The organism is Salipiger abyssi (genome assembly GCF_017311415.1).
Lineage (GTDB): Bacteria > Pseudomonadota > Alphaproteobacteria > Rhodobacterales > Rhodobacteraceae > Salipiger > Salipiger abyssi_A.
Window position 1 is genome coordinate 1 of the sequence record NZ_JAEKIS010000034.1, and the last position, 23,357, is coordinate 23,357.

The window sequence follows — 23,357 nt, forward strand, 5'->3', positions numbered from 1 at the left end:
CGATTACATCGCCCGGCAGCGCGCGAAAAGCATAGGCGCGATGGCAGTGGAATCTCATAATTAAGGGCAAAAAATATCCCCGAACGCGTCGTGTCTCAGATTTAAGGGCAACGCGACAGCAGGCAAGGCGCACGGGGCAGGGTCAGCGAATACTCCCTCAACATCGAACGCATTCTCGAAGACAGCCGCCCTCGCTGGGCCGATGTCGGCCCGGATCTGGAACAGCGGCTGTCGGGGCGCAGCGAGACGCCGGGCAATGTCGTGCCCCTGCCGGTCAAGACCGCGCCGCAACCCGAGCCTTGCGACGGCTCGCTCTGGTCGCTGGCGCGCGGCGTGCTGCGCAGCGAACAGCCCGGTCGCTATGGCGCGTGGATCGCCGCGCTGGAAGCGCAGGAGAGGGCAGGGGGGCGGCTGGTGCTGCGCGCGCCCTCTGCCTTTCATGCCTCCTACGTGGCGACGCACCTCCTGCCGGATCTGCTCGCTGCCTGCCGCGTCGTGGACGCAGGCATCGACGAGGTGCTGGTGCTGAGCTGATCAGCCCACCGTATCGACCCGCAGCATATCGCGATGCGCCAGCGCGTGGGCGGCGATCTCTTCCAGCGGCGCAAGCCATACGTCGCCAGCCTCGACCACCTGTTCGAGGAACCGCGCCATCACCGCCCAGCGGGCCAGTCGCCCGGTCAGGAACGGGTGCAGCACCGGCATCCAGAACCCTCCGACATCGCGCATCGCCTCGTATTCCTCGAAGAAGCCGCGCAACCCGTCCGAGGGGCCGCGCACCGGCATCAGGTAGCCGATTTCCTCGAAATGGGCGAAGGGCGGCCAGTCGTCGTTGCCCCAGTGGGGCGGCAGCTCCAGCAGCTCGCCCGCACCCGAGCGCAGCAGATAGGGCATCTCGTCGGCCATCAGAGAGCTGTCGTAGACGAACCCTTCGGCGATCAGTCGGTCGATGATCGCGGGGGTGGCATTATAGACCGGGGCGCGGTAGCCGCGCGGCTTGCGGCCGGTCATCCGCACATGGACCTCGAGCGCGCGATAAAACAGCTCTGCCTCGCGCTCGTCCGAATGGCCCATCGGGTCTTCGTGGCGCCAGGAATGGTGGCCGATCTCATGGCCGCCTTCGAGGATGGCCTCGACGGTGGCGGGGTAGGTCTCCATCACCCAGCCGGGCATGAAGAAGGTCTGTCGCAGGCCGAGCCGACGGTAGGTCTCCAGAATGCGCGGCACGGCGACGGTCGGCCCGTAGCGGCCCATGCTGACCGGGGCGAGGCGCAGATGGCCGTCCTCGGGGCGGGCATTGCGGATCAGGCTGTCGGCGTCGATGTCGAAGGTGATCGCGGCGGCGAGCTTGCGGCCGTCGGGCCAGGGCAGGGGGTGTAGCAGCATGATCGCCTCCTTTGGGTTCGTCGCGCGCAGCCAAGCACCGGCGCGGGGCCGGGGCAAGGCTGCACGCGGCGGGGCAGGGGGCAACGCGCCGCCGATGCCGGTTCAGGCGGCAGTACGCCCGGCGGTCGGGAAGGTGCGTTCGGGCGCGTAGCTGTCGAAGCTCGACAGGCGCTGCGCGTTCGCCTCAGCCTGCCAGCGCGAGCCGGGCAGCACCGCCGACACCACCTTGTAGCGGGCGCGATAGGCGGCGGTGGCGTCGTTTTCCTCCATGGTGATCGTGGCCATACCGGCGACCACGCCGCCCTGACGTTCCACGAGGCGGATGGCACCGTCCATCGTCCCCCCCGTTTCGACCCATTGGTCGGCGAGCAGCACGCGGGTGCCGGGGGCGAAGGCGGGCAGGCGCATCTCCATGTCCTGCGTGCGGCCCGAATAATTGCCATAGCTCACGCGGTCGGTATCGACGCAAAGCTTGCCCGCCTTGCGGATCGGCAGGAAGCCCCGCCCCAGCCGCGCCGCCAGCGCCGCGCCGAGGACGAAGCCCATGGCATCCAGCCCAGCGACCACGTCGATCTCGCCTGCGTCCAGCTCGGCGCACAGATCGTCGAGAAGGTCGGAAAAGGCGGCGGCGTTGATGTAGATCGACGTGGGGTCGAGCCAGGCGAATTGCGGCCCCTTGGTGTTGGGCGACATCAGCGACAGATACCAACGGTCGTCGCGGGGGCCTTTGTCCTGGGTAGCTTGAAGGGTCATGCGGTCTCTCCTGCGGTGCGGGTGACGGCCAGCAGCGCGTCAAGGCGTGCCGGGTCGATGTTGTGAAAATCGCCGTCGAAATTGATGCCGGTGGCGACCAGCATCAGGTCGACGAGCGGGGCGTAGACGGGGGCATTCTCGGGGGTGATGCCGGAGGCGAGCGCCAGCGGGGCGTCTCCGATGGCATCGCGAAACACCTGCATCTTGGCCGGATCGGCGGCATGGCCGGTGGCGACGCCCGAGGTGCAGATGACATCCAGATAGGGCAGGGCGGCGCGGGCGGCGGCTGGGTAATCCTCGGGCGCAACCTCGCGCTGTTTCTTGAAGGCGACGCCGCCGATATAAAGCCCGTTCCAGCCGGAGGCGGCGCGGATATGGGCGATGTCCTCGGCCTCGGGCTGGTTGGCGCTGCGCTCGTCGATGCGGGCGTCGTCGGCCCAATAGGCGTCGATGCGCAGACCTTGCCGCGCCAGATCGCCCAGCACCGGGAAGGCGATGTTCCCCGGCTGGGCGAGGAAGTTGACGCCAAGCCAGGCCTCGGGGCGGGCGGCGCGGACCTCGGACAGGATCGGCAGGAAAGGCTCCATGGCGAAATCGTGGTTGATGAGGAAAGCGCCGGGGCAGCCTGCCGCAATACACAGGTCAAGGTTGCGCAGCGCCTGCGCGCTATCCAATACGTGGATCACGGGCGTTACCGCGGGGTGAAAATTACTGAACGTCTGGTCAAATTTTGAGCGCATGAGGTCGGCCCCTGATGGATTTCCTGCAAGGGTAGGGCAGGGCGCGGCATGAGGGAAATTGATCCTTGATATGCTTTCATAAGCATTCTTAATGACAGCATGGCCCGCAACATTCCCACCGATCTATTGCGCGCGTTCGTCACGGTCGTGGACCTTGGCGGCTATACCCGCGCGGCCGAGGCGCTGGGGCGCACCCAGCCCGCGATCAGCCTGCAAATCAGGAGGCTCGAAGAGCTGCTGAACGCCAAGCTGATCGCCAGCGCGGGGCGGCAGGTGGCGCTGACCGATGCGGGGCTCGCGCTGGGGCCCTATGCGCGGCAGCTGCTGCGGATCAATGACGACATCCTCGCGCATTTCGCGGAAACCGAGCTGAGCGGCTGGATCAGGGTCGGGGTGCCGGTGGATTTTTCCCATGCCTTCCTGCTGGAGGCGATCGCGGGATTCGCCGCCCGTCACCCGGATGTGCGGATCGAGATCGAAAGCCTGCTTTCGCAGGATCTGCGCAGCGCTCTGGCGGCGGACAAGCTGGATATTGCGGTGGCGATCCTGCCGGACGGAGAGGTGCCTTACCTTGTCGATACCACGGTGATCGAACCCTTCTGGGCGGTGGGCAGCGCAGCGCAGATCGATCGGCGGGCGCCGCTGCCGCTGCTGCGCCATCCCGATCCTTGCGAATATGCGACCCGGATGCGCGCTGCGCTGCGCCGCGCCGGGCGCAGCTGGCGCACGGTGCTGGTGGCGCGGGACGTGGCGGGGTTGCAGACGGCGGTGCGTGCGGGGCTGGGGGTCACCGCGCTGACCCCGGCGACCTTGCTGCCGGGGATGCGGGTGGGGCGCGCGGACGAAGGCTTTCCTCCGCTCGCGCCGCTGCGCATCGGTCTTCTGTACAAGCACGCAAGCCTGACCGAGGCCGGGCACGGGCTGGCACAGCATCTGCTCGATCATATTCGCAAGGACAGGGCTTAAGCCATTTCATAAATCTGGCTTATGGCTGCATACCAACTGGAAATTTCCCAAGGCGGCAAATCGCCGTCTAACGTCTGAGCCACGGGAACCCTTGGGCCGATGCCGCACCAAGGGGCCGATCCAACGCAGACGGGAGCCATCATGACCAAACCCCTGACCCTGACCCGCCGCCGGCTGCTGGCCGGTGCCGCCGGGACGGTGCTTGCAACGCCGATGATCAACCGCGCCTGGGCGCAGGATCCGGTGACGATCAACATGCTCGCCTGGTACGGCCATGCCGAGCCCGACATGGTCGCCGAATTCGAGGCCGAGAATAACGTCAAGTTCGTGCCCAAGTACTACGCGGGCGGCGACAACATGCTGGCGCTGATCGCGCAGTCGCCTCCGGGCACCTATGACCTGATCCTGTCGGATGCCGAGTTCGTGCAGCAGCTCAACGCCGCAGGCTACATCGAAGAGATGGACGCGAGCCTCTATCCGTTCGACGATTTCTGGCCCGAGTATCAGAACTTCCCCGGTCACTGGGTCGATGACACGCTGTGGTCGGTGATGGTGCGCTACGGCCTGCTGGGCGTGAGCTACAACACCGACGCGCTGACCCGCGAAGAGGCGATGAGCTACAATGCCTTCTGGTCGCCGAAAGTGACCGGCAAGGTCGGCCATTTCGACTGGCACCTGCCGAGCCTCGGGCAGATCTCGCTGCTGAACGGCAACCGTGCACCCTCGCCCTTTGACATCGACGAGGCGGCATGGGAGGCGGTGATGGAAAAGACCCTCTCGCTGAAACCCCAGGTCGGCGGGTACTTCGATTACGGCGGCACCTTTGCGTCGCTGAAGAATGCCGAGATGCTGGCCATGTGCGGCATCGGCGACTGGATCACCGGGGTGCTGCAAAAGGACGGCGCGCCGGTCGCCTCGGTCATTCCCGAAGAGGGCGGCATCCAGTGGACCGAGAGCTATTCCATCGGCAAGGGCACCGACAAGCATGAGATCATCACCAAGTTCATCCAGTACATGCTGAGCCCACGCGGGCAGGTGCGCTCGATCCAGATGGCGGCCTATCCGGGCCTGTCGCCGACGAAATCCGGCTGGACCGCGATCCAAGAGGCGAACCCGGCCGAGGCGGAACGCTCTGGTCTCATCGAAGGGCACGACCAGTCGCCGATCAAGCTGCTGCAAGAGGGGCGCCTGTTCTTCCGCGACATCCCGCAACAGCAGAGCCTTGAGGACTGGAACGACTTCTGGTCCGAATACAAGACCGCGTGACGCGGCCCGGCCCCGGCTTTGCTGCCGGGGCCCTTGCCTGACAGGTTCCCAATGAAAGACCGCACCACCGCCCATGCGCTGATCTGGCGCCTGCCGCTGCTGATCTGGCAGGGGCTGTTCTTTGTCGGCCCGCTGCTGCTGATGGTCGCCATGTCGTTCTGGCTGGTCAAGAACTACCGGATGACCCCGGATTTCATCTTCGACAACTGGGAAAGGATGCTGACCCGAGGCTATTTCTGGGATGCCTATCGGGTGACGCTGTGGCGCGCGACGCTGGCGGCGGTGCTGGCGAGCCTGATCGCCTTTCCGGCGTCCTTCGCGCTGGCCTTCAAGCTGTCCGAGACCGCGCGGCGATGGGCGCTGTTCTTTCTGGTGGTGCCGTTCTTCACCTCGTACCTGGTGCGGGTCTATGCCTGGCAGGTGCTGCTTGCCGAAAGCGGGCCGATCAACGCGGTGCTGGGCTGGGTGGGGCTGGGGCCGTTCACCATGCTCAATTCCGGGGTCGGCGCGATGGTGGGCTACCTGACGCTGGTGCTGCCGCTGGTGGTGATCCTTCAGACCTTTTCGCTGGCGGCCATCGACCGCAACCTGATCGAGGCGGCGTGGAACCTTGGCGCCTCGCCCCGGCGCACCTTGCTGCGGGTGATCCTGCCCTCGGCCAAGGTGGGGCTGATCGTGGGGGCGGTGTTCGCCTTCATCCTCGCCTTCGGAGACTTCGTCTCGCCCTTCTACCTTGGCGGATCGAAGCCGCCGACCCTGTCGATCCTGATCATCGACACCACCAAGTCGGGCCAGCAATGGCCGCGCGCGGCGGTGGTCGCGGTGATGATGATCGGCACGCTGTTTGCCGTCGCCTTTGCCGCCGTCGGCGCGGCCTATGGGAGGCGCAAATGAAGGCTCTGCTCCCCCGGCTCTATCTTGTGGCGATCTTCACCTTTGTCTTTGCGCCGATCGTCACCTCGATGGTGTTCTCGTTCAATTCCGACCGCTTCCCCACGGTGCCGCTGGGCGGGTTCACCCTGCACTGGTACGAGACCGCCTTTGCCCGCCCCGAGGTCTGGACCGCCTTCGGCAATTCGGCGCTCGTGGCTCTGAGCGCGGCGGCGCTGTCGACGGCGCTGGGGTTCGCGACGGCCTATACCGATTTTCGCTACAACTTCCGCTGGAAGCCCGCCTATCTGGCGCTCGCGCTGCTGCCGCCGACGGTGCCGCTGGTGATCATGGGGCTGGCGATGCTGGCATGGCTCGGGCGGCTGGGCCTGTCGGGCACGCTGCCGGGGATCGTGATCGCGCATACGGTGATGGGCGCGCCCTTTGCCATGGCGATCTGCCGCCTGCGGCTGAGCCAGATGGACCCGTCGCTGGAGGCCGCCGCCTGGAACCTTGGCGCCTCGCCGATGCGGGCGATGCGGGTGGTGGTGCTGCCCTTCTGCATGCCCGCGCTGATCTCGGCCTTTTGCCTGACGGCGGCGGTCAGCTTTGACGAATTCGTCGTGGCGTGGTTCGTCTCGGGGCTGAACAAGACGGTGCCGGTGATGATACTGGAAATCCTGCAAGGCAATGTCGACCCGCAGATCAACGCCATCGGCACGGTGGTCTTCGTCACCTCGATGACTCTGGTGATCGCGGCGCAACTCATCATTCTACGAAAGACCTCGCGATGACCGACACCGACCCGCTGGTGCGCTTTGACGGCGTGCGCAAGAGCTACGGCGATTTCGAGGCCGTGAAGGGCATCGACCTGACCATCGGGCGCGGCGAGTTCGTGGCGATCATGGGCCCCTCGGGCTGCGGCAAGACCACCACCCTGCGCATGCTGGCGGGGCTGGAGGCCCCGAGCGCGGGCGACATCACCATCGGCGGCAAGCGCATGAACGACGTTCCGCCGCACGAGCGCGACACGCCGCTGGTCTGGCAATCGCTGGCGCTGTTTCCCTTTCTGAACGTCAAGGAGAACGTCGAGTTCGGGCTGAAGATGCGCGGCGTGTCCGACACCGAGGCGCATGGCCGCGCGATGCTGTGGCTGGAACGGATGGGGCTGAAGGGGTTCGAGAAGCGCCGGGTCGACGAGCTTTCGGGCGGGCAGCGGCAGCGGGTGGCGCTGGCGCGCAGCCTCGTGACCGAGCCGCAGATGTTGCTGCTGGACGAGCCGCTTTCAGCGCTGGACGCGCATCTGGTGATCCGGATGCAGGGGGTTCTGACGCGGCTGCAGCGCGAGCTGGGGATCACCTTCGTCTACGTGACCCATTCGCAATCCGAGGCGTTCGCCATGGCCGACCGAGTGGTGATCATGGGGCAGGGGGAGATCGCGCAGGTCGGCGCCCCGCGCGACATTTTCCGCGCGCCGCGCACCCGTTTCGTGGCAGAGTTCGTGGGGCGCAACAACATCCTGCCGGGGGCTGGCGGGGGCGAGATCTCGGTTGCCGCCGACCGGATGACGGTGAGCGACGTGGCACCCGGCGGGACGGCGATCGAGGCGGCGTTCCTGTCCGAGGAATTCGCGGGGACCGGCATCATCTGCTACTTCGAGGATGCCTCGGGGCGCGAGTTGAAGGCGCAGGTCAGCGAGGCAGAGCTGGAGCGGCTGTCGCTGGAGCCGGGCGCAAAGGTGTGGTTGAGCTGGCCCGACGAGGCTGCGCATCCGCTAGAGCCCAAGTCAATCGATGAGTGAGGAACGGGCGCGCGGGATGGCATGCGATCGTGTCGAGCTGGGCGGCGTTAAGATAGGATAACTGGCGGTCGGGCTGAACTTGATGCGCGGCCCGGCCCGAGTTGCGCCGTGCACGCGAAAGCGCTTTTGACCAAATTTTCACCTGCAAGCTATTTTCCAATAGGGCAGTAAGCGCAAAGTTTGACAAGAAATTTTCACCGGCTGTAGGGTCAGTTTTGATCGCGCTATCCGCTCGCGATGTTCAAGGAGACCCGATGCAGATCCGCCAAACCCTGGAAGACATGTCGGACCAGTTCACCCCGGCCGAACGTCAGCTGGTGTCGGTGCTTTTGGCCGATTACCCCTTTGCCGGGCTCGAGCCGATCCAGGAGCTGTCCAAGCGGGCGCATATCTCGGCGCCGTCGATCTCGCGCTTCGTGGCCAAGCTGGGTTGCGCGGGGTTTCAGGATTTTCAGCAGCGGCTGGTGCAGGAGCTGAAGGAAGGCCAGCAATCCCCCATCGACCTGCGCGACGCCATCGACGGGGACAGCGACGCGACGCTGTCCTCCTACGTGCGGCAGGTCGAGAGCCTGAACCAGGAGATGATCGAGCAGATCACCTCGGCCCAGTTCACCCGGCTGTGCGAGTTGCTGACCGACCCGCGGCGGCGGATCTTCATGATCGGCGGGCGGATGAGCGACAGCATCGCCGAGTTCTTTGTGCGCCACCTGCGCCAGATCCGCCCTGACGTGTCGCACATCCCCTCGGACCCCGAGCTCTGGCCGGAATACCTGCTGCGGATGCGCCCGCGTGATGTGCTGCTGCTCATCGACTTTCGCCGCTACCAGTCGAACCTCGCGCGGCTGTCGGCGCAGGCGCGGGCGCGCAAGGCGCAGACCGTGGTGATCACCGACAAGTGGATCTCTCCCGCCGCGAAGGGCGCGACCGAGCTTGTCTCGGTGCCGATCCACTCGGGCACGGTCTGGGACAGCTACGTGCCCGCCTTCACGATGATCGAGGCGATGCTGGTGGCCATGGCGGAACGCAACTGGGACGCGACGCGGGCGCGGATCTCGCAATGGGACAAACTGCGGGAAGATCCCGCTGCAGGAAGCAAGACATGACACAGACAACCAACAGCCTCGTCTTCGTGGGCACATCGGACATCGCGGGCATCCTGCGCGGCAAGTCCTTCCCGGTGGGTGAATGGGACAAGCGGTCGAAGCGCGGCGTCGGCTGGACGCCCACCAACGTGCAGATCACCTGTTTCGACAGCATCTCCGAAAGCCCCTTCGGATCCTTCGGAGACCTCGCGCTGGTGCCCGATGCGGACACGCGCATCACCATCGACGGGGACCAGCGGCTTGATTTCGCCATGGGCGACATCCGCACCCTCGAGGGCGCCCCGTGGGAGTTCTGCACCCGCTCGCTAGCGAAACGCGCGCTGGAGGAATTCAACGCCCTGACCGGGGCCACCGTCCTGTCGTCCTTCGAGCATGAATTCCAGCTCAAGGGCGAAACCCCGCGCCCCGGCGATGCCTTCGGGTTCAAGGGCTTCCGCGACGGGCAGGTCTGGGCCGAGGCCTACCTTGCGGCCCTGTCCGCCGCAGGCTGCGCGCCGGACACCTTCATGAAGGAATACGGGCCCGGCCAGTACGAGGTCACCATGAAGCCCGCGCAGGGCGTCACCTCTGCGGACAATGCCACGGTGCTGCGGATGCTCACCCATGACGCGCTCGCCCGCTTCGGCAAGGCCCCGAGCTTTGCGCCGATCCTCGACCCAGAAAGCGTCGGCAACGGGCTGCATGTGCATTTCAGCTTCCTCGATGCTGCGGGCGCGCCGCTGACCTATGACGAGGGCGACGAGACGGGGATGAGCACGCTCACCCGTCATTTCATCGGTGGAGTGCTGAAATACCTCGACCAGATCCTCGCCATCCTCGCGCCGTCCGAGGTGAGTTATCTGCGCCTCACCCCGCACCGCTGGAGCGCGGCCTACAACAACCTTGGCTTCCGCGACCGCGAGGCGTCGGTGCGGATCTGCCCGGTGACCGCCTCCGACCCGGAAAGCATCGCGCGGCAGTACAATTTCGAGGTCCGCGCCGCCGACAATGCCGCCAGCCCCTACCTCACCCTTGCGGCGCTGGTGTTTGCCGGCACCCAAGGCGTGCGCGACGCGATCGACCCGCCCGCGCCCGCGCCCGCGCAGGAGGATCTGTCGCTTCTGAGCCCCGAGGCGCTGGCCGCCAAGGGCTTCCGCCGTCTGCCGGACAGCCTTGACGCGGCGCTTGCGGCGCTCGATGGCTCCGGCGCTGCCCGGGAGTGGTTCGGAGACGCCTTTGTCGATCTTTATGTCGCCCACAAGCAGGGTGAGCTGGCGCAGCTCGAGGGGCTGGACTGGCCCGCGAAATGCGCCCGCTACGCCGAGGTCTACTGATGCTCGAGGTCCGCGGCATCTCGAAGACCTTCGGCGGGGTGAGGGCGGTGGACGACGTGTCCTTCACCGTCGCGCGCGGCGAGATCCACGGCCTCATCGGCCCCAACGGGGCGGGCAAGACGACGATGCTCAACCTCATCTCGGGTCTGCTGACCCCGAGCGCGGGCAGGATCGTGCTGGACGGGGCCGAGGTGCAGGGGATGTCTGCGGACAGGCGCGCCCGTGCCGGGATCGCACGGACCTTCCAGAACCTGCGCCTGTTCCGCAACCTCAGCGTGAGGCGCAACATCGAGCTGGCCGAGATCCACGCCCGCGACAGCGCCGACAAGGATCTGCTGGACGATGCCATCGACCGCTTCGGCCTGCGTCCCGTGCTGGACGAGGCGCCGGGAAGCCTGCCCTACGGGCAGATGCGGCGGCTCGAGATCGTGCGGGCGCTGGCGCTGCGGCCCAAGGTGATGATGCTCGACGAGCCTGCGGCGGGCATGAACCACGACGAGACTGACGCGCTGTTCGAGAACCTCAGCTGGCTGCGCCAGCGTCATCCCTGTTCCATCGTGCTGATCGAGCACGACCTGAAATTCATCATGTCCGCCTGCGAGCGGCTTACGGTCATGAACATGGGCCGGCTTCTCGCAACGGGCCATCCTGCCGAGATCACCCGAAACCAAGAGGTCATCAAGGCCTACCTCGGGCAGGGCCATTCCCCCCAACAGGAGACAACCACATGACCAAAGTGACCCGCATGGGCCGGATGCTTTCGGGCGCGGCCATCCTCGCCCTTGGCGCAGGCGCCGCATCTGCCCAGGACGAGACCATCAAGGTGGCCTTCCCCGCGCCCCTGACCGGCGATTACGCCGCCTATAACGAGGTCGACGGCGCCCGCTGCTTGGCCGAGATGATCAACCAGGACGGCGGCGTCGACGGCAAGATGTTCGAGCTGCTGATCCAGGACACCGGCGCCGACACCCAGGCCGCCATCACCCTCACCGAGCGCTTCCTCGGCGACGGCATCGTGGCGCTGGGGACGATCCCGTTCTCGGACACCATGATCCCGGTGGCGCAGATCGCCGGCTCGCAGGGCGTGTCGGTGATCCAGGCCCAGAGCACCCAGGTCGAGATGCATTCCGGCGTGGTGGACAACTTCCTCACCAACGTGGCGCCCGACCCCTTCACCGCGACGGCAGCGGCGAACTACGCGCTGTCGCAGGGTGTGAAGAACGTGGCGATCTTCACCTCGGACGAGGGCGGGTCGTGGTCGGCCAAGGTGCCGGAATGGTTCGCGGACGTGATCGTCGAGGGCGGCGGCACACTTCAGACCACGCTCAACTACACCTCGGGCACCACCGACTGGTCGCCCCAGATCGCGGAGCTGCGCGCGCTCGATCCCGCGCCCGACGCGGTGTTCATCTCGTGGGCGATGCCCGACATCGGGATCCTCATCCGGCAGATGCGCTCGGCGGGGCTTGATGCCTGGGTCGTGGGGTCTGACGGCTTTGACGACCCGTCCCTCGACGCGCTGGCCGAAGAAGACCCGAGCCTGCTCGACAAGGTGTTCTTCGCCACCCTCGCGCCGTCGGTCCCCGGCAGCCGCATCGACGAGTTCCAGACCGCCTGCGCCGACATGGGGATGGAGGTCAACGGCCTCTTCCCGTCGCTGGGCGCCGACACGATCAGGATCGTCGCCTACGGGGTCGAGGCCGCAGGGTCGACCGATCCCGTCGCGGTGCGCGAGGCGATCCGCGCGGCGGACAGCATCCCGGTGATGTCGGTAGAGGCGGTCAGCTTCAAGGACACCGGCAGCTACGCCCTGCGCGAGATCCCGGTCATCGGCTTCGAGGACGGCACCCGCGCCCTGCTGCAGCAGGACACCCCCGAGAACGTGCCTGACTGGCAGTAACAGTCTGGCAACAAGACCCCGCGCGTGTCGCCCGCCCGCAAAATGGCGGGCGGCACCGACGAAGGACGGCAGGACATGCTCGAAATCTCAAATCTGAGGGTCACCCACGGCCCCATCGAGGCGGTGCATGGCATCGACATCTCGGTGCCGGCAGGCACCTGCGTCGCGCTTCTGGGCGCCAATGGCGCGGGCAAGACCTCGACCCTGTCGGCGATCACCGGCACGGCGAAATCCACCGGGACCATCCGCCTCGAGGGTGAGGACATCTCGGCCCTGCCGGTCGAGGCGCGGGTGAAGCGCGGCATCGCTCTGTCGCCTGAGGGGCGGCGGGTGTTCTACAACCTGTCGGTGCGCGAGAACCTCGTGATGGGCGCCGCCATCCGCAAGGACAAGGCGGCCATTGCGGAGGAGGTGGACCACTGGTTCACCCGCTTTCCCATCCTTGGCGAGCGCCGAGATCAGCCGGCGGGCACCCTGTCGGGGGGCGAACAGCAGATGCTGGCCATCGCCCGCGCGCTCATGTCGCGCCCGCGCATCCTTTTGCTCGACGAGCCGTCGCTGGGCCTTGCGCCGCAGATCGTGGAGCGGATCTTCGAGATGATCCGCGAGCTGCGCAGCCAGGGCGTCACCATCCTGCTGGTGGAACAGAACGCAACTGCGGCCATCGGGCTGTCGGACCATGTCTATGTGCTCAACAACGGCCTCGTGTCGTCGCAGGGCCGCGCCGCCGATTATGGCAACGGGGCCGAGCTCATGGACCAGATCACCGGAGTGCACGGCTGATGGACTACGCGATCCAGCAGATCCTCAACGCCCTCAGCTTCGGCGCGGAATACGCGCTGATCGCGCTGGGGCTGGCCATCGTCTTCTCGATCATGGGGCTGGTGAACTTCGCCCATGGCGAGGTCATCGCCTTCGGCGGTTATTCCATGGTCATCATCGGCACCGTGCTGACCGGCAATCCCTTCATCCTCATGGGGGCCGTGCTGATCGCCTGCGTGCTGGTGTCGGTGCTGCTGGAACGGGTGGCGTTCCGGACGGTGCGCAAGGCCGACCTTACCACCGGGCTGCTCACCGCCTTCGGGGTCAGCATCATCCTTCAGAACGCCTTCCTGCTGCTTGGCTCGCCAAGGCCGATCCCGGCGACGCAGTTCATCTTCCTCGACCGGACGGTACTTGTGGGTTCGATCCAGGTCTCGTCGCTTCAGATCTACGAGACCGTGGCCACGGCGCTTGCCATCGTGGCGCTGATGATCTTCCTGCGGCGCAGCACGCTGGGCCTTGCCATGCGCGCCGCCGCGCTTGATTTCGAGATGGTGCGCCTCTGCGGCCTCAGGGCGAACCGCGTCATCGCTACCGCCTTCGCGGTGTCGGGGCTGCTGGCGGGGCTGGCCTGCATCTTCATCATGGCCCGGCGCGGCGCGGTGTCGCCGCACATGGGCTTCGATCCGGTGCTGACCGCCTTCGTGGCCTGCGTCATCGGCGGCTTCGGCAGCCTACCCGGCGCGGTGCTGGGCGGCTTCCTGCTGGGCGCGGTCGAGGTCGGCGTGCTGGTGCTGCTGCCGCAAAGCTACGGCAGCCTTGCCCATGCGGCGGTCTTTGCGCTCGTGGCGCTGATCCTCGTCTGGAGACCCGACGGCATCCTGTCGCCCGCCAAGGAGAAGGGGGACAAGATATGAACCCGAGCCAACGCCGCGGCCTTCTGGGCAGCGCCCTTCTGAGCCTTCTCGTCCTGCTGATCGTCGGCGCCTATTACCTCTGGGGCGAGACATGGCAGGCGCGGGTGCTCTATGCGACCTTCGTCAACCTGCTGGTGGTGATCGGCCTGCAGGTGTTCACCGGCAACGCCAACCTCACCAATTTCTCGCACGCCGCCTTCATGGGGATCGCCGCCTATGCCGCCGCGATCTGCGTGACGCCGGTGGCGATGAAGGCGATTTCGCTGCCCGATGCGCCCTGGGGGCTCAATGCATTCGAGCTGGGGCCCTGGACCTCGGCGCTTGTCGCGCTGGGGATCACCGGGGGGCTGGGGCTGCTAACGGGGGTGTTCGTGGCGCGGCTGACCGGGGTGGGCGTGACCATCGTCAGCATTGCCATCCTTGTCATCGTGCATTCGATCTTTTTGCACCGCACCGACATCTTCAAGGGCAACCAGGCGCTGTTCGGCATCCCCAAGGTGCTGGACCTGCCGCAGATCACGGCGCTGGTCATCATCGCCATCTTCGCCGCCCGCTGGTTCCGCGAAAGCCGCTTCGGCCTGCAACTGCGGGCCTGCGCCGATGACGAGATCGGGGCGCGGGCCATGGGCGTCAACGTCTTCCGCACCCGGCTGATCGCATGGGTGCTGGGCACGCTCTTCTTCGCGGTGGCGGGGATCGCCTATGCCTTCTTCCTCGGCACCATCTCGGCGCGACCGTTCTATTTCAACTTCGTCTTCCTCACCGTGGCGATGCTGATCCTCGGAGGACTGCGCAGCGTATCGGGGGCGGTGTTCGGAACGCTGCTCATCTCGATCGGGCTGGAGACCATCCGCTGGCTCGAGACCGGGCCGCAGATCGCGGGGCTCAAGCTGCCGCAGATGCTGGGTCTGTCGGGGCTGATGCTGGGGGTGGTCATCGTCGCGGTGATGGCGCTGCTGCCGAGCGGCCTCATGGGCAACCTCGAGATCGAGGACCTGTTGCGCCGCCGCAAACGCGCGGAGACGCCCGAGCCCCGCTGAGGGCGCCGCAGACAGGGCAATCGCCCCGGTTGCCCCGGTTGCCAAGCCTTGGCCACCGGGGTTTCACGCTGTGTGATCCGCATGATTTTCTGAATGAAAACAGGGGCGTGGCAGGGCGCCCAAGGAATGCGCACCACGCGGCTCAAGCGTGGAATAAATCGGATCAAATTTGATTGAATCTTTGACTATGAAAAAGATTCGTCACAACATCCGGGCATGACGAGCCTTTCCCAGACCCCGGCGCCCGTGGCGCATACCATCCCCGGACGTGGCCCTTGCTGACCGCGTCCGCCCATCTTCTGACCGCCGGTTCCGACCCGGACCCGGTCGAGCGTATCCGCCCCGCCTCCGATCTTCCGGTGCTGCTGTTGTGTGAGCATGCGGGGCAGGCGGTGCCGGTGGAGCTTGGCGGGCTCGGCCTCGAGCCGGGGACACTTGATCTGCATGTGGGCTGGGACATCGGCGCTGCGGCGGTGACGCGGCTCATGGCGCAGGAGCTTGGCTGCGGCGCGCTTCTGCAGCGCTATTCACGGTTGGTGATCGACTGCAACCGCCCGCCCGAGGCACCCGATGCCATGCCCGAACGGTCGGACGGGATCACGGTGCCCGGCAATGTCGCGCTTGGGGCCTCAGACCGGGCGCGGCGCATCGATGAAGTCTTCACTCCCTACAATGACGCCGTGCTGGAGGCGCGCAGGGCAGGGGGCCCGATGCTGCTGTCTGTTCACAGCTTCACGCCCGAACTGCGCACCCGCCCCGGCGCGCGCCCGTGGCATGTCGGGTTCCTCTGCCGCAAGGACCGGCAGACGTCGCAGGCGCTGCTGGACGCGATTGCCGCACGGCGCCCCGATCTCAATCTCGTGCTGAACCAGCCCTACCAGATCGACGACGAAAGCGACTGGTTCGTGCCCGCCCATGGCGAGGCCAGCGGCCTGCCGCACAGCCTCATCGAGATCCGCAACGACCTTATCGACACGCCGCAAGGACAGGCCGAGATGGCGGCCCTGCTTTGCGGCGCGGTCCGCACCGTACTGGAGACCCAATGCTGACCCGCAACGTTCCGCTTGATCCCGCCGCCTCGGCGCTGATCTTCATCGACGTCCAGAACTTCTCGGCCCGGCGCGATGGGGGAGAGTTCAAGGACATGGACCCGGACGCCTTCGCGGCGACCTACGGCGCCTTCTTCGACACCTTCGAGGCCGAGACCCTGCCCAACATGCAGCGCCTGCGCGAAGCCGCGCGCGGTGCCGGGGTGGAGGTGATGTACACCACCATCGAAAGCCTCACCAAGGACGGGCGCGACCGCAGCCTCGATTACAAGATCACCGGCTTCAACGTGCCCAAGGGCTCGTGGGATGGCCGCCCCATCGACGAACTTGCCCCCGGCGATGACGAGATCTGGCTGCCGAAGTCGTCGTCCTCGGTCTTCGTGTCGACCAACATCGACTACGTGCTGCGCTGCCTTGGCGTGAAGCAGGTGGTGATCGCGGGGCTGGTCACCGACCAGTGTGTCGAAGGCGCGATCCGCGATGCCTGCGATCTTGGCTATCTCGTGACGCAGGTCACCGACGCCTGCCTCACCTACACCCCCGAACGGCAGGCTGCGTCCATTGGCGCGATCAAGGGCTACTGCCGCCAGCTCAGCACCGATGCGCTGATCGAGGAACTGCAAGGAGTGACCAAATGACGACGCTTCAGACCGTCTGGGACCAGATCGACAGCACCCCGGAGCGCGTGGTGGACCTCACGTGCGAGATGGTGCGCATCCCGTCCGTGAACCCAAAGTTCGAGACCAAGCAGGGCATCAACAACGAGGCCGAGGTGGCCGCGCTTGTGGCCGACCGCCTTGGCTCGATGGGCCTTGAGACGACCAGCTGGGACGCCCTGCCCGGACGGCCCAACGTGGTCGGCACCCTGCCGGGCAACGAAGAGAAAAGCCTCATCCTTTGCGGTCACATCGACACCGTGCCCGTGGGCAACCGCGCCAACTGGACCGTCGACCCCTTCGGCGGTGACGTGTCGGACGGCAAGCTCTGGGGCCGTGGGTCGGTGGACATGAAGGCTGGACTTGCCGCCTGCATCGCCGCGCTTCAGGGCATCCAGGCCGCCGGGATCACGCTGGACGGGCGCGTATCGGTTCACGCGGTGGTGGACGAGGAGGCGGGCGGCTTCGGAGCGATGGACGCCGTGGCCAGGGGGCATCTGGCGAAGAACGCCATCGTGGCAGAACCCACATGGGACAAGGTCGTGCCCGCCGAGGGCGGCCTTGAATGGGTCCGCGTGACGCTGATCGGGCGGTCGGGCCATGCGGGATTCCGTTACAACGACATCTTCCCCCAGCCCGAGGTCGAGGGGCGGCTGCAACCGGCCATCAACGCCATCGAGATCGCCGCGCGTTTCCTTGCGGCGCTCAAGGAATTCGAGGCCTCACGCTGCCGCAACAACTACCACCCGCTCTGTCCGCCCGGCCTGTCGACGATCAACCCCGGCGTGATCCACGGCGGCGTCGGCGTCGGGGAGGACGGCCTGCCGCTGATCCGGACCAACCCGGCGATGACCCCGGACCGGGTGACTCTCGATCTCGACCTGAAGTTCCTGCCGCATGAAAGCTCGGCCGAGGTGCGGCGCGAGTTCGAAGAGTTCGTCGCCGCCTTCGCCGCGCTGGATCCCTGGACCCGTGCCAACCCGCCGCAGATCGCGTGGGAGCTGGGCGGCCTGCATTTCCCACCGATGGACACGCCGGTGGATCACCCGCTGGTGCAGTCGCTCGTCAGCCACCACAGCAGCTTCGGGGCCGCCCCCGAGGTGCGCGGCTTCGATGCCGTGACCGATGCGGCGCATTACGCCGGGGCCGGGGTCGATGCCTGCATCTACGGCCCCTCGGGCGACGGCTTCCACGGCGACAATGAATATGTCGACCTCGCCTCGCTGCACAAGTCGACCAAGGTCATCGCCGCCGCGATCCTCGACATCTGCGGCACGCGCTAACACCCAAATAATAAAAGAACAAAACCCAACTCGGAGACAACACATGCTGAAGAGAAGACGCCTTTTCGCCGCGGCTGCGCTGGCCGCGACAACCGCCCTTCCGGGCCTTGCCGCCGCCGAGGTGGTCAAGATCGGTGTGCTTGCCCCGGTGTCCGGCCCCGCCGCAGCCGACGGTCAGGAAATGGTCAACGGCGCGCAGATGGCCGTGGACCAGCTCAACGAGGCGGGCGGTGTCGGGGACTACACCTTCGAGCTGGTCGTGGGGGACGCCGCCGACCAGAGCGCCGCGTCCGTCGCCACCGCCGCCGAGCGCCTGCTGAGCGACCGCGACATGGGCGCGATCGTGACCGGCTATGCCTCGGGATCGAACTTCGAGATCGAGATGATGGCCGAGATGGAGATGATCTATCTTGTCTCCGCCAACTCTGCCCAGACCGCCGAGATCATCACCGAAGACCCCGATGCCTTCCCGACCGTGTGGTCCTTCAGCCCGTCCTTCGACGCCTACAACACCGGCGTGCTGCCGGTGATCGAGGGGTTGATGGAAGACGGCTCGGTCCCGCTCGAGGACAAGACGCTGGCGCTGATCTCCTCGGACAACCCCTATTCCAAGACCATCGCCGATGGCCTCGTGGAAAGCTTCGAGGGCGCGGGCTGGGAGATCACGGTCAACGACCTCGTGCCCTTCGGCGAGGTCGGCGACTGGCGCGGCTTCCTTGCCAAGGTGCGGCAGGATCCGCCCAGCGTGGTCATCAACACCGACTACCTGTCGGGCAACGCCGCTGCCTTCATGTCGCAGTTCATGGAACAGCCCACCGACAGCCTCGTGTTCATCCAGTATGCGCCGTCGGTGCCGGAATTCCTCGAGCTGACGGCGGGGGATTCCTCGGGCGTCCTTTACAACATGCTGGGCGGCACGCTGCCCGCCAGCGCGTCTGAGCGTTCGGCCAAGGTGGTCGGGGACTACGAGGCCGCCTATGACGCCACCCCCGGCGTCTATGGCCCGATGCTTTATGAAGAGGTGATGCTCTATGCCGCCGCGCTCGAGGCGGTGGGCGATCCGACGGACCGCGTTGCCATCGGTGAGTGGATCGGCGCGTCGAGCACCGACACCGCCGCAGGCAAGCTGGAATTCGACCCCGAAACCCACCTTGCGGTGCAGGGCCCCGAGAACATCCCGCTGCAGTTCTACCAGATCCAGGACGGCACCCGCGCGCTGTTCGCGCCGGACGCCTATGCGGACGGGAGCTTCGTCTCGCCGCCCTGGATGGACTGAGCCCATGCCGGAACCGATCCTTGAACTGAAGGGCGTCACCAAGACCTTCGGCGGGCTGACAGCGGTGAACGACGTGAGCTTCACCGTCCATCGCGGCGAGGTCTTCGGCGTGGCCGGTCCCAACGGTTCCGGCAAGAGCACGCTGTTCAACTGCATCACCGGCATCCCCTTCGGCCCGTCCGGGGGGGAGATCACTTTCGACGGCAAGCGCATCGACGGCATGGCCCCGCACCGGATCTTCCGGGCGGGCCTGTCGCGCACCTTCCAGAAGGATGCCGAATTCCCCGACCTCACCGCGCGCGAGACCGTGGCGCTTGGCGGGCATTACGGCGCGGGCATCGGGCGGCAGGCTCTGGCGCAGGCCACCGAGGCGGCGCTCGACCTCGTGGAGTTCGAGCCATCCCGCCGGGACATGGCCACCGCCGACCTGTCGGTCTATGGCAAGAAGCAGCTGATGATCGCCTCGGCGCTGGTGTCGAAACCGGCGATCCTGATGCTGGACGAGCCCGCATCGGGCCTCACCCGCCCCGAGATCGCCGCGCTTGATGGGCTGCTGTGCCAAGTCAACGCCGCCGGGGTGACCATTCTCATCATCGAACATGTCCTCGGCCTGCTGCTGTCGGTGAGCCAGCGGCTTCTGGTGCTCAACCAGGGCAGCGTGCTGACCTCGGGCGATCCGCGCGAGGTGATCCGCGACGACCGCGTGGTCGAGGCCTATCTCGGGAGCGCCGCCGCATGACCAGACTTCTCGAGGTCACCGGCCTTCATGCGGGCTATAGCGCCGTGCCGGTGCTGCACGGGATCGACCTGCATCTCGATGCGGGCGAGGCCATCGGCCTCTTCGGGCCCAACGGCCACGGCAAGACCACCCTTCTGCACACCGTCTCCGGGCTGCTGAAGCCCACCAAGGGCAGCGTGCGGTTCGACGGGCAGGACATCACCGGCGCGAAACCCTCGGCCATCGTGGCGGCGGGGCTGGTGCAGGCGCAGCAGGGCAACACGCTCTTCGGCGACATGGGCGTGCAGGAAACGCTGGAGCTTGCCGCCTTCAACCCGCGCGGTCGGTCCGGCGCGCAGACGCGACTGGACGAGGTGCACGCGCTGTTTCCCCGCCTTGCGGAACGCAGGCGCCAGCGGGCCAGGACCCTGTCGGGCGGCGAGCGGCAGATGCTGTCCATCGGCTGCGCGCTGATGTGCAACCCGCGCCTGCTGATCCTAGACGAGCCGACGCTGGGCCTGTCGCCGCGCCTCAAGGGCGAATTGCGCGAGGCCATCGCCGAGATCGCCCGCAAGGGCGTGCCGCTGATCGTGGTCGAGCAGGACGTGGAGTTCCTGCTGGCCCTGTCGAGCCGACTTTACCTCGTGGAACAGGGCGAGGTCGCCCGGATGATCGACCGGGCGGATGCGCCCGATCACAAGGAGATCATGGACATGTATTTCGGGGAGCAGGCGCACTGATGGACGGCGTTCTCATTCCCACGCTGGTGTCGGGCCTTCTGCTCGGGTCGCTCTACGCGCTGATGGCCTCGGGCCTCAGCCTGATCTGGACGACGCTCGGCGTGTTCAACTTTGCCCACGGTGCGCTGATGACGCTGGGGGCCTATATCGCCTGGACGGTGTCGGAACAGCTTGGCCTCGGCCTCGCCGCCGGTTTTGTCGCGGGCATCGGCGCGGCGGTGATCGCCGGTGTGCTGATCGAGCTGCTGCTGGTCCGGCCCTTCTATGGCAACCGCAACATGATGCTGATTACCGTGATGACGACGCTTGCCGCCTCGACCATCCTCGAGCGCGGCATCTCGATGATCTGGGGGCCGCGGCTCAAGCAGCTGCCCCGCACGCTTGACGGGCAGGTTAACCTGCTTGGCGCGCCGGTCTCGGCGCATGAGGCGCTCATCATCGTGCTGGCGCCCGCGGTGCTGCTGGCGCTGTGGTGGTACACCGGGCGCACGCTCAGCGGCCGGTCGCTGCGGGCGGTGGGGCAGAACCGCAGCGCGGCGGCGCTTCTGGGGATCGACGTGCCGCGCACCTTCAGCCTTGCCTTCGGCCTTTCGGCGGCGCTTGCGGGGCTCACCGGCGTGCTGCTGGGCTCGATCCGCTTCGTGACCCCGGGCCTCGGGGCCGATCCGCTGGTCAACGCCATGATCGTGGTGATCTTCGGAGGGCTCGGCAGCCTCGGGGCGACGGCGGGGGCGGCCTATGTCATCGGCCTGCTCGAGGCGCTTCTGGTGCTGTGGCTGGGCCTCTACTGGACGCCCTCGGTGCTGTTCGTGGCACTGATCCTCGTCCTTGTCTTCCGCCCCAACGGACTTTTCGGGAAAGCCGCATGACACGCAACAGAAGCCTTTTCGCGCTGGCGGCGCTCGTGCTGCTGGCCCTTGTTCCGGCGGTGGTCACCGACAGCTACACCCGCCACATCTTCATCATCGCCTTCATCTACGGCACCGTGGCGGTGAACTGGGATCTGAGCCTTGGCCTCGCGGGGCTGTTCAACTTCGGGCACCTCGCGTTCTTCGGCATCGGCGTCTACACGGCGGCGATCCTGACCACGGCGCTGGACCTGTCGCCGTGGCTGGCCATTCCGGCGGGCGGGCTCACGGCGGCGCTGGCGGCGTTGCTGATCGCGCTGCCGGTGGCGCGGCTTCAGGGGATCTATGTCGTGCTGGTCACATTCGCCTTCGGGCAGCTCTGCATGCAGGTGGTGCTGAGCCAGGGCGATCTGACCGGCGGCGCGGAAGGCCTCGTGCGGCTGCCCTACCTGCGGATCGGGGACTATTCCTTCATCCGCGATTTCCGCTTCGGCTATTATTACGTCGCGCTAGGGCTGCTGACGGTCTCCGTCGTGGCGCTGCTGCTGCTGGCCCGCTCGCCCTTTGGCAAATCGCTGCGGGCGGTGCGCGACAACCCCGATTACGCCACCGCACGCGGCATCTCGGTGGCGCGCCAGCGGGTGCTGGTGCTTTGCGCCTCGGCGGTGTTCACCGGCATCGCGGGGGGCTTTTACGCCATCTACCTGCGCGTCGCTTCGCCCGAGGTCTTCGGGTTTTCCGTGGCGACGCTGATCCTGTCCATGGTGCTCATCGGGGGGGCGGGCTCGATCCTCGGGCCGGTCTTCGCGGCGCTGGCGCTGACCTTCGCGACCGAGGCCATGGCGGGCATCCGCGGCCTCGAGGAAGCGCGGTTCATCGTCGTCGCCGTCGCCATGATTCTTGTGCTGCGCATCGCCCCGGCAGGGGCCATCGACATCTTCGGACGGCTTCTCGCGCCGCGCCGCAAATCCTGAGGAGACCTGTCATGCAGACCCACCACATCGACACCAGCCACGCCAAAATCGCCGTTTCGGACACGGGCGGCGACGGCCCCGCGCTGCTGATGATCCACGGCAATTCGTCCTGCCGGGGCGTGTTCCGCAACCAGCTCGAGGGGGCGATCGGGCAGAAGTATCGCTGCATCGCGATGGACCTGCCGGGCCACGGCGACAGCACGGATGCCACCGATCCCGAGCGCACCTACTGGATGCCGGGCTATGCCGAAACCGCCATCGAGGTGATGCAGGCCCTGAAGATCCCGCGCTATGCGGTGCTGGGCTGGTCGCTGGGCGGTCACATCGGGATCGAGATGCTGGCCCGCAGCGAGGCGCTTTCAGGCCTGATGATCTCGGGCTCGCCGCCCTTTGCGCGCAACGATGCGTCCCTCGGCGCGGGCTTCCGCCCGAGCGAGCACATGGGCCTTGCGGGGCAGGAGCTGTTCTCGGATGTGGATGCAGAGAATTACGCTCATTCCACCTGCGGCGAGAACGCCCCCTTCGAGGACTTCCTGCTCAGGGCCGTCGCGCGCACCGACGGGCGCGCGCGGCGTCTGATGTTCACCCGCATCCTCGCCCCCGAGGCCACGGACCAGCAGGCCACGGCGATCCACTCCCGCGTGCCCCTGGCCATCGTCAACGGCGAGGATGACGTCTTCATAGACAACGACTTCATCGCGGCGGTGCCCTATGGCGCCCTCTGGGAGGACACCGTCTACCGTCTTCCCGGCGTTGGACATGCTCCATTCTGGGAGACGCCTGACCAGTTCGATCCTTACTTGGACCGGTTCATGGCGTCCCTATGAGAGGCAGATTATTGTCATAATCATCATTACGCGAATAGGGCCCGTGTAGCGGGCACATTCTAAACTGGGTTGCGACAAATCCCCTATCTTGCTGGAAAGCAAGGAGAACGGACGATGGCGCACAAAGAGCTGGATCTGCGTGAGCGGCGCAGGATCGAAGACATGCTGA

The 23,357-nt window shown here is 66.6% G+C and carries 25 protein-coding genes; 22 read left to right on the forward strand and 3 right to left on the reverse strand.

Annotated features, from left to right (window positions below):
* The first annotated feature begins 261 nt into the window (after window positions 1-261).
* The gene (locus I6N89_RS23815; protein WP_207020801.1) at window positions 262-534 is read left to right on the forward strand and encodes a hypothetical protein; all 273 of its coding nucleotides are present in this window, start codon (window positions 262-264) and stop codon (window positions 532-534) included.
* On the opposite strand, the gene I6N89_RS23820 is transcribed toward I6N89_RS23815, so the two are convergent.
* The 3 genes from I6N89_RS23820 to I6N89_RS23830 all read right to left on the reverse strand — a co-directional run bounded on the left by I6N89_RS23820 (window position 535) and on the right by I6N89_RS23830 (window position 2,825).
* Complete coding sequence (locus tag I6N89_RS23820) at window positions 535-1,386, reverse strand: polysaccharide deacetylase family protein (RefSeq protein ID WP_207020802.1); 852 nt, start codon at window positions 1,384-1,386, stop codon at window positions 535-537.
* A 102-nt stretch (window positions 1,387-1,488) separates the two neighbouring features.
* Window positions 1,489-2,139 (reverse strand): phosphoribosyltransferase family protein, encoded by a 651-nt coding sequence (locus I6N89_RS23825; protein ID WP_207020803.1) that lies wholly within the window; start codon window positions 2,137-2,139, stop codon window positions 1,489-1,491.
* On the reverse strand, window positions 2,136-2,825 hold the full coding sequence (locus I6N89_RS23830; RefSeq protein ID WP_328805927.1) for an adenine phosphoribosyltransferase: 690 nt from the start codon (window positions 2,823-2,825) through the stop codon (window positions 2,136-2,138). The genes I6N89_RS23825 and I6N89_RS23830 overlap by 4 nt, the downstream gene beginning before the upstream one ends.
* A 153-nt stretch (window positions 2,826-2,978) precedes the next feature.
* On the opposite strand from I6N89_RS23830, the gene I6N89_RS23835 reads away from it, so the two are divergent.
* The 21 genes from I6N89_RS23835 (at window position 2,979) to I6N89_RS23935 (ending at window position 23,188) form a co-directional block, all read left to right on the forward strand.
* Entirely contained in the window at window positions 2,979-3,845 is an 867-nt protein-coding gene (locus tag I6N89_RS23835; protein WP_207020805.1) for a LysR substrate-binding domain-containing protein, read from the forward strand.
* Between the two features lie 141 nt (window positions 3,846-3,986).
* A complete protein-coding gene (locus tag I6N89_RS23840) occupies window positions 3,987-5,111 on the forward strand; it encodes an ABC transporter substrate-binding protein (RefSeq protein ID WP_207020806.1) in 1,125 nt (374 codons plus the stop codon).
* Between the two features lie 51 nt (window positions 5,112-5,162).
* Window positions 5,163-6,005: an ABC transporter permease gene (locus I6N89_RS23845; protein ID WP_207020807.1), complete on the forward strand. Its 843-nt coding sequence runs from the start codon at window positions 5,163-5,165 to the stop codon at window positions 6,003-6,005.
* Entirely contained in the window at window positions 6,002-6,775 is a 774-nt protein-coding gene (locus tag I6N89_RS23850) for an ABC transporter permease (RefSeq protein ID WP_207020808.1), read from the forward strand. Before I6N89_RS23845 ends, I6N89_RS23850 begins: the two co-directional genes overlap by 4 nt.
* Window positions 6,772-7,782, forward strand: coding sequence for an ABC transporter ATP-binding protein (locus I6N89_RS23855; protein WP_207020809.1), 1,011 nt, complete (start codon window positions 6,772-6,774; stop codon window positions 7,780-7,782). Before I6N89_RS23850 ends, I6N89_RS23855 begins: the two co-directional genes overlap by 4 nt.
* A gap of 254 nt (window positions 7,783-8,036) precedes the next feature.
* On the forward strand, window positions 8,037-8,885 hold the full coding sequence (locus I6N89_RS23860; protein WP_207020810.1) for a MurR/RpiR family transcriptional regulator: 849 nt from the start codon (window positions 8,037-8,039) through the stop codon (window positions 8,883-8,885).
* Window positions 8,882-10,198, forward strand: a complete 1,317-nt coding sequence (locus I6N89_RS23865; protein ID WP_207020811.1) for a glutamine synthetase family protein — start codon at window positions 8,882-8,884, stop codon at window positions 10,196-10,198. The genes I6N89_RS23860 and I6N89_RS23865 overlap by 4 nt, the downstream gene beginning before the upstream one ends.
* Window positions 10,198-10,929, forward strand: a complete 732-nt coding sequence (locus I6N89_RS23870) for an ABC transporter ATP-binding protein (protein ID WP_207020812.1) — start codon at window positions 10,198-10,200, stop codon at window positions 10,927-10,929. The genes I6N89_RS23865 and I6N89_RS23870 overlap by 1 nt, the downstream gene beginning before the upstream one ends.
* Window positions 10,926-12,098, forward strand: coding sequence for an ABC transporter substrate-binding protein (locus tag I6N89_RS23875; protein WP_236016820.1), 1,173 nt, complete (start codon window positions 10,926-10,928; stop codon window positions 12,096-12,098). The genes I6N89_RS23870 and I6N89_RS23875 overlap by 4 nt, the downstream gene beginning before the upstream one ends.
* Window positions 12,099-12,173: 75 nt before the next feature.
* Window positions 12,174-12,881: an ABC transporter ATP-binding protein gene (locus tag I6N89_RS23880; protein ID WP_207020813.1), complete on the forward strand. Its 708-nt coding sequence runs from the start codon at window positions 12,174-12,176 to the stop codon at window positions 12,879-12,881.
* Complete coding sequence (locus I6N89_RS23885) at window positions 12,881-13,777, forward strand: branched-chain amino acid ABC transporter permease (RefSeq protein WP_207020814.1); 897 nt, start codon at window positions 12,881-12,883, stop codon at window positions 13,775-13,777. Before I6N89_RS23880 ends, I6N89_RS23885 begins: the two co-directional genes overlap by 1 nt.
* Window positions 13,774-14,817, forward strand: a complete 1,044-nt coding sequence (locus I6N89_RS23890) for a branched-chain amino acid ABC transporter permease (RefSeq protein ID WP_207020815.1) — start codon at window positions 13,774-13,776, stop codon at window positions 14,815-14,817. The genes I6N89_RS23885 and I6N89_RS23890 overlap by 4 nt, the downstream gene beginning before the upstream one ends.
* A gap of 275 nt (window positions 14,818-15,092) precedes the next feature.
* On the forward strand, window positions 15,093-15,866 hold the full coding sequence (locus I6N89_RS23895; RefSeq protein WP_236016821.1) for an N-formylglutamate amidohydrolase: 774 nt from the start codon (window positions 15,093-15,095) through the stop codon (window positions 15,864-15,866).
* On the forward strand, window positions 15,860-16,504 hold the full coding sequence (locus tag I6N89_RS23900) for a cysteine hydrolase family protein (protein ID WP_207020816.1): 645 nt from the start codon (window positions 15,860-15,862) through the stop codon (window positions 16,502-16,504). Before I6N89_RS23895 ends, I6N89_RS23900 begins: the two co-directional genes overlap by 7 nt.
* A complete protein-coding gene (locus tag I6N89_RS23905) occupies window positions 16,501-17,805 on the forward strand; it encodes a M20 family metallopeptidase (protein ID WP_207020817.1) in 1,305 nt (434 codons plus the stop codon). The genes I6N89_RS23900 and I6N89_RS23905 overlap by 4 nt, the downstream gene beginning before the upstream one ends.
* A 43-nt stretch (window positions 17,806-17,848) precedes the next feature.
* Window positions 17,849-19,081 carry an ABC transporter substrate-binding protein gene (locus I6N89_RS23910; protein WP_207020818.1) on the forward strand — a complete coding sequence of 411 codons (1,233 nt, stop codon included), beginning with the start codon at window positions 17,849-17,851 and terminating at the stop codon, window positions 19,079-19,081.
* Window positions 19,082-19,085: 4 nt separating this feature from the next.
* Window positions 19,086-19,820, forward strand: coding sequence for an ABC transporter ATP-binding protein (locus I6N89_RS23915; protein ID WP_207020819.1), 735 nt, complete (start codon window positions 19,086-19,088; stop codon window positions 19,818-19,820).
* A complete protein-coding gene (locus I6N89_RS23920) occupies window positions 19,817-20,539 on the forward strand; it encodes an ABC transporter ATP-binding protein (protein WP_207020820.1) in 723 nt (240 codons plus the stop codon). Before I6N89_RS23915 ends, I6N89_RS23920 begins: the two co-directional genes overlap by 4 nt.
* Window positions 20,539-21,408, forward strand: coding sequence for a branched-chain amino acid ABC transporter permease (locus tag I6N89_RS23925; RefSeq protein WP_207020821.1), 870 nt, complete (start codon window positions 20,539-20,541; stop codon window positions 21,406-21,408). The genes I6N89_RS23920 and I6N89_RS23925 overlap by 1 nt, the downstream gene beginning before the upstream one ends.
* The gene (locus I6N89_RS23930; RefSeq protein ID WP_207020822.1) at window positions 21,405-22,361 is read left to right on the forward strand and encodes a branched-chain amino acid ABC transporter permease; all 957 of its coding nucleotides are present in this window, start codon (window positions 21,405-21,407) and stop codon (window positions 22,359-22,361) included. Before I6N89_RS23925 ends, I6N89_RS23930 begins: the two co-directional genes overlap by 4 nt.
* 11 nt (window positions 22,362-22,372) lie before the next feature.
* The gene (locus I6N89_RS23935; RefSeq protein ID WP_207020823.1) at window positions 22,373-23,188 is read left to right on the forward strand and encodes an alpha/beta fold hydrolase; all 816 of its coding nucleotides are present in this window, start codon (window positions 22,373-22,375) and stop codon (window positions 23,186-23,188) included.
* Window positions 23,189-23,357 lie beyond the last annotated feature (169 nt).